The organism is Flavisolibacter nicotianae, assembly GCF_003628535.1.
GTDB lineage: Bacteria > Bacteroidota > Bacteroidia > Chitinophagales > Chitinophagaceae > Flavisolibacter > Flavisolibacter nicotianae.
Genome location: NZ_RBCI01000020.1, coordinates 23,811 through 30,108 on the forward strand (window position 1 = coordinate 23,811; position 6,298 = coordinate 30,108).

A 6,298-nucleotide genomic window follows, 5' to 3' on the forward strand; every position below is an offset into this window, starting at 1 on the left:
GGAGTTTGGAGTTTGGAGTTTGGAGTTTGGAGTTTGGAGTTTGGAGTTTGGAATAAAATTGAACCTGGTAAGATAAATAAGGATCCGGGTTTTTCACTGCGAAGCAGTGCCCTGTTTATAGAGAAAAGTTAGAGAAGAAAACCGGCTCCGGAGGAGCCACGTGTTTTCAGGCGATCAAAGAGAAAATGTATGGCGGGAAGAAAGTATGAACAAGGCCGAAAAGAATTCACAAATGTATCCCGCACGTGCGGGATGCGATGCAACGCATGTTGATCGACGTACGAAAGCTGGTAACATAAAATACACAATGAAGAAAGCAGGAACAATACTCATTATGCTAACGATCTGCGCCTTTGCACAGGCCCAGAAAACATCGTATGCGCAGGCCCTGGCCGAAACCGCCATGAAGCGGTGGCCGGATTCGTTTTCGATGAAAGCGGGCAGTCCTGCACGATGGAGTTACGACCAGGGCGTGGTGCTCAAGGGAATCGAAGGCATCTGGCGGGCCACGGGAGACGGAAAATGGTTCAGCTACATCCAAAAAAGCATGGATCACTTTGTGCAGGAAGACGGTACCATCAAAGGCTACAAAGCGGCTGACTTCAATATCGACAATGTCAACAACGGCAAGATCCTCCTGCTGCTTTACCGCGTAACGGGGAAAGAAAAATACCGCAAGGCTGTTGGACAGTTACGGGAGCAGTTGTACAATCATCCCCGTACCTCAGAGGGGAGCTTCTGGCACAAGAAAACCTATCCAAACCAGGTTTGGTTGGACGGGTTGTACATGGCGCAACCATTTTATGCCGAATACGCCAGCGTCTTTGGTGAGGACACGGCCTTCAGTGACATTGCCCGGCAATTTGCGCTGATCGAGAAGCATGCACGGGACCCCAAAACCGGTTTGCTCTTTCACGGCTGGGACCAAAGCCGCCAGCAAAAATGGGCTGATCAGAAAACGGGGCTTTCTCCCAATGTCTGGGGACGTGCTCTTGGCTGGTACGGCATGGCCATGGTCGATGCACTCGATTATTTTCCGCAAAGAAATACCGGAAAAGATTCCATCATTCAAATTCTCCAGCGTTTTGCCAAAGCGGTAACGGCGGTGCAGGATAGCCGCACCGGACTTTGGTACGATGTGCCAAACCTGCCAGCCGAATCAAAGAATTATCTGGAAGCATCGGCTTCGTCCATGCTTGTTTATACATTGACCAAGGGAGTCCGCAAGGGGTATCTTCCGACGTCGTACCTGGCCGCTGCCAAAAAGGGATACGACGGCCTCCTGAAGCAATTCATCAAAGAAGAAAACGGGCAAACCAACCTGCACGGAACCGTTAGTGTATCCGGATTGGGTGGCAGTCCTTACCGCGACGGAAGTTTTGCTTACTACATGAGCGAGCCGGTAATCGTCAACGATCCAAAGGGCATGGGTGCCTTTATCCTGGCGGCCGACGAAATGGAACTTCTGCAATCGCTGAACGAAGGCAAAGGAAGGGTGGTGTTGCTGGACAACTATTTCAACAGCGAACTGCGCAAAGGGCCGGGTGGCAACATGGTTTCCTGGCACTATGTCTGGAATGAAAAAGACAACGACGGCTTTTCAACGCTCTGCGATGTGTTTGAAGGGTATGGTGCCAAAACAAAAACGCTGGCAGCCTCACCAACAGCACAAAACCTAAAAGGCGCTGATATCTACCTGGTCGTGGATGCCGATGATCAAAAGGAATCGGCTTCGCCTAAGGTTGCTACGGAAAAAGATGCGGCGGCAATCAGCAGCTGGGTAAAAGCCGGTGGTGTGCTGGTGTTGTTTGGCAACGACTCCGGGCACAACAACATCAAGAGCATGAATGTGCTTTCATCCAAATTCGGGATCAGGCTGAATGAAGACCTTTTCAATACGGTAGAAGGCCGAAATTTTGAGCAGGGCGCTGTGGATGTTTCTGGTGGCAATCCCATTTTTTCAACGGCGAAGAAAATCTATGTCAAGGAAATCGCAACCCTGTCTGTTACACCGCCGGCAAAAGCGATCGTCACAAAGGAGGGCAAGAATATCATGGCTGTTGCCAGCTATGGGAAAGGTACCGTATTTGTGATCGGCGACCCCTGGCTTTACAATGAATACACAGACGGACGAAAACTGCCGGCTGATTTCGATAACTACAAAGCCGCACAGGACCTGGCGAAGTGGCTGTTGGGCAAGACAAAAAAGAAATGAAAACAAACCGATCATATGGCTGGTCGTTAATGATCAGTATGGGACTTGTGTTTGCTGCACAGGGACAGGACAGTGTTGCCAACAACATGCTGCTGTACCAGCGCAGCGTGGGCGGCTGGCCAAAGCACATCAACGAGGTAAAGATCGATTATACCAAAGTATTGACAAGTGCCGAAAAAGCCGGCGTCGCCGATGACCTGTACCGCAACGATGCGACCATCGACAACAATGCAACAACCAAAGAGATCCGTTACCTCGCAAAGGCCTATAAGCAAACGGGAAATAAAGCTTACCTCGATGCGGCGGAGAAAGGGATTCGCTACCTGTTGACTATGCAGTATGCCAATGGCGGCTTTCCGCAGTTTTTTCCCGACACCAGCTTGTACCGAAACGAGATCACCTATAACGACAACGCCATGATCAATGCACTGAATGTGCTTTGGGACGTGGCGCACAAAACCAACGGACTGGACGTGGTCAACGCATCCCTGATACAATCGAGTGAAAAGGCAGTTGAGAAAGCGATCGATTGCATTCTGAATACGCAGGTGAAGGTGAATGGCAGACTGACAGCGTGGTGTGCACAATACAACAAAAACACGCTGCAGCCGGCCAAAGCAAGAGCCTTTGAATTGATCTCTCTCAGTGGCATGGAAACGGTCGGGATTGTGGAGTTTTTGTTGAAAGTGCAAAACCCATCTCCGTCCATTAAGAATGCGATCAACAGTGCGGTTGCATGGCTACAGGCCTCCCGCATCGACGGGTACCGTTATGTGGATGTGAAAGACGCATCGCTGCCAAAAGGCTACGATCGGGTGCTGTCGCCTGATTCATCATCCACCGTTTGGGCCAGGTTTTACGACATTGCCACTAACAAGCCGTTTTTCTGTGGCCGGGACGGCATAAAAAAAGATAAGGTGGCTGACATCGAATACGAACGCCGCACGGGCTATGCCTGGTACGGCACCTGGCCAAAAGAGCTGTTGGAGAAAAAATATCCATCCTGGAAAAAGAAACATAACCTGGAATGACGCAACCGCGAATCATATGCATCGTTTATTGCCTGTTGCTTGGCATTTGTTCTTTTGCGCAAGGCAAAACGCTCATCGTTGCGCAAAATGGTAAGGCAGATTTTACCTCCATCCAGGCGGCCATTAACAGCCTGCCGGATTCGTCGGCAACGCCGCGGATCATTTACATCAGGCAAGGCAACTACCGCGAAAAGATTTTTATCACAAAGCACAACATCATTTTACGGGGCGAAAGCCGTGAAAATACTAAGATCATACAGTCGATTGCCCGTGATGAATGGCGTTGTGACCATGCCGACGACTGGGGCGTAGCAACCCTTAATTTGAACGGTAATGATATCACGCTGGAAAACCTGACGGTCGCCAACGACTATGGCTTTACGCAAAAAGAGCCCAGAACGGTTGCCTGTAAAAGCGACTCCACCGGCAAGAAAGTGGTGACCAACGGCAGCCATCAAATGGCCTTGCGAGGCATGAACAGTACCCGGTTGCGTGCCATCAACTGCCGCTTCATTGCCTATGCGGGTGACACTGTCAGTCCGTGGAATTTGAACGGCGGAATGTTTTATTTCAGGGACTGCATCATGGAAGGCGGCGTTGACTTTTACTGTCCGCGTGGTTGGGCTTATGCAGAGAACTGTTCTTTTTATGCCAACACTGGTACGGCGGCCATCTGGCACGATGGCTCAACCAATCCTGATTACAAAACCGTGTTAAAGAACTGCACGTTCGACGGCTATACAGGCTTCCGGCTGGGACGCTTTCACAAGGATGCGCAGTTTTTTCTGGTCGGTTGCCGGTTTTCAAAAAATATGGCCGACGAGGACATTTACTGGGTTGCCGCATCCAACAATAAATTGCAATGGGGCAGGAGAGTATACTACCAGAATTGTCACCGGCAGGGAGAAGATTACGCCTGGTTCAAAGACAACCTGGCAACCGCCAGCGGCTCACCGTCGGCAAAACAGATCAATGCACAATGGGTGTTTCTAAACAAATGGAACCCGGAGAAAAATTTATAAACGCGAAATGATTTTATCCCGCTACACAGCAAAACATATTTTAAATGCCGCGGTTTCAGTTCCGGACGAGGAATTGTTTGAGCTGCCGGAAAAGGTGTTGCAGTTTGGCACCGGTGTGATGCTGCGTGGCCTGCCCGACTATTTCATCGACAAGGCCAACCGGCAAGGTATTTTCAACGGCCGCGTCGTGGTGGTGAAATCAACAGCGCAGGGCGACTCGTCAGCATTCGAAAGACAGGATGGCTTGTACACGCATTGCATTCGCGGAATAGAGAATGGCCGGCTGATCGAAGAGAACAGCATCAATGCGTCGATCAGCCGTGTGTTGCATGCCGGAGAAGACTGGAAGGAAGTTCTCGAATGTGCACACAATCCGCATCTGGCCATCATTGTTTCCAATACAACGGAAGTCGGTATTGAACTGGTGAACGATGACATTCGCCAGTATCCGCCGAAATCTTTTCCGGGTAAGCTGCTGGCTTTTTTGTATGAACGTTTCAGGGCCTTTGCCGGGAGTGAGCAAAGCGGAATGGTGATCGTACCGACGGAAATGATACCGGATAACGGCGATAAACTGCAGGCCATCGTTTTTGAACTGGCGCACCTGAACGGACTGGAAGATTCATTCATTGAATGGCTGGAGCGCTGCAACCGTTTTTGCAATTCACTGGTCGACCGGATCGTATCCGGTAAGCCGGAGACCGAGACCCTCGAACGCCTGGAAGCGTCGTTCGGATACACTGATCAACTGCTGATCGTTTCGGAGCCACACGGCTTTTGGGCCATTGAAGGCAACGACGACGTGAAGACCATTTTATCTTTTTCGAAGGTGGACAAAGGCGTGGTCATCGAGCCCTCGATTGAGCTGTATCGCGAACTGAAACTGCGCTTGCTGAACGGCACGCACACATTCGCCTGCGGGCTGGCTTTCCTGTCGGGTTTTGAAACAGTAAAGCAGTGTATGGATGATGAAACGTTATCGCCTTACATTACGGAACTGATGCTGGAAGAAATCGCAATGGCTATTCCTTACCCGGTTGCGCAGCAGGTGGCAAATGATTATGCAAGAGATGTTGTCAGTCGCTTTCGGAATTCTTATTTGAATCATCAGTGGCTCAGCATTGCCCTGCAATACAGTTCCAAGTTTCGGAAACGCTGTATCCCACTGATCCAGACCTATTACGAACGTCACCACGCTGTTCCCGAGGCAATGGCGCTTGGCTTTGCCGCTTACCTCTGCTTTACGCGGCCTGTGACAAAAAAGGAAAACCAGTTTTTCGGCGAGTTCAATGGCTTGCCTTATTTGCTGCAGGATGAAGAAGCCGCTGTGTTTTACAGGCGCTGGACTCGCCTTACAACGGCTGCCCTTGTGCAGGAAGTGTTACAGGACGACCAGTATTGGGGAACGGACCTGGGCTTGCTGCCCGGATTTGGCAAGGCGGTGCTGGAAAAATTAAATCTCCTGCTGGCAGGCGAAGTAAGGGAAGCTATACGGCTTCATGCAAATGCATGATCAGGAAAATCAGCGTTGCTTCCGACTAAAAACCGTAGCAACAAAAAAATAGAAAGAAGAAAAAAGGTATTAAAGCCACCTAAAATTGTAATGAAAAACTTTTTGGACGAAAATTTTTTACTGAATACCAAAACGGCGCAGCAGCTCTATCATGAGTATGCGAAGCAAATGCCCATTATCGACTATCATTGTCACCTGCCGCCCGACCAAATCGCCGAGGATAAACAGTTTGACAACCTGACCCAGATCTGGCTGTATGGCGACCACTACAAGTGGCGGGCCATGCGTACCAACGGTGTGGACGAACGCTATTGCACCGGCGACGCTTCCGATTTTGAGAAGTTCAGGAAATGGGCGGAAACGGTACCCTACACGCTGCGCAACCCCCTTTATCATTGGACACACCTGGAACTGCAGCGGTATTTTGACGTACATGAAATTCTGAATGGCGATTCGGCAGAAAGAGTTTACGAGGCCTGTACGGCAAAGCTGCAAACGCCGGATTATTCAGTGCGCA

Annotated in this window: 5 protein-coding genes; all 5 read left to right on the forward strand. The window is 50.2% G+C overall.

Annotation, left to right across the window (positions count from 1 at the left end):
• The first annotated feature begins 307 nt into the window (after positions 1-307).
• Positions 308-2,215 carry a glycoside hydrolase family 88/105 protein gene (locus D6024_RS25445; protein WP_121357650.1) on the forward strand — a complete coding sequence of 636 codons (1,908 nt, stop codon included), beginning with the start codon at positions 308-310 and terminating at the stop codon, positions 2,213-2,215.
• A complete protein-coding gene (gene pelA, locus D6024_RS25450; RefSeq protein WP_162945026.1) occupies positions 2,212-3,246 on the forward strand; it encodes a pectate lyase in 1,035 nt (344 codons plus the stop codon). Before D6024_RS25445 ends, pelA begins: the two co-directional genes overlap by 4 nt.
• Positions 3,243-4,268, forward strand: a complete 1,026-nt coding sequence (locus D6024_RS25455; protein ID WP_121357645.1) for a pectinesterase family protein — start codon at positions 3,243-3,245, stop codon at positions 4,266-4,268. The genes pelA and D6024_RS25455 overlap by 4 nt, the downstream gene beginning before the upstream one ends.
• Before the next feature lie 7 nt (positions 4,269-4,275).
• Positions 4,276-5,781 (forward strand): tagaturonate reductase, encoded by a 1,506-nt coding sequence (locus D6024_RS25460; RefSeq protein ID WP_121357646.1) that lies wholly within the window; start codon positions 4,276-4,278, stop codon positions 5,779-5,781.
• Positions 5,782-5,871: 90 nt separating this feature from the next.
• Positions 5,872-6,298, forward strand: a 427-nt coding sequence (locus D6024_RS25465) for a glucuronate isomerase (protein WP_162945027.1), incomplete at its 3' end; no start/stop codon positions are given.

What these genes read in the sequence shown, in the direction of transcription:
- D6024_RS25445 (WP_121357650.1), top strand. Translation starts at nt 308, where the DNA reads ATGAAGAAAGCAGGAACAATACTCATTATGCTAACGATCTGCGCCTTT.
- pelA (WP_162945026.1), top strand. Translation starts at nt 2,212, where the DNA reads ATGAAAACAAACCGATCATATGGCTGGTCGTTAATGATCAGTATGGGA.
- D6024_RS25455 (WP_121357645.1), top strand. Translation starts at nt 3,243, where the DNA reads ATGACGCAACCGCGAATCATATGCATCGTTTATTGCCTGTTGCTTGGC.
- D6024_RS25460 (WP_121357646.1), top strand. Translation starts at nt 4,276, where the DNA reads ATGATTTTATCCCGCTACACAGCAAAACATATTTTAAATGCCGCGGTT.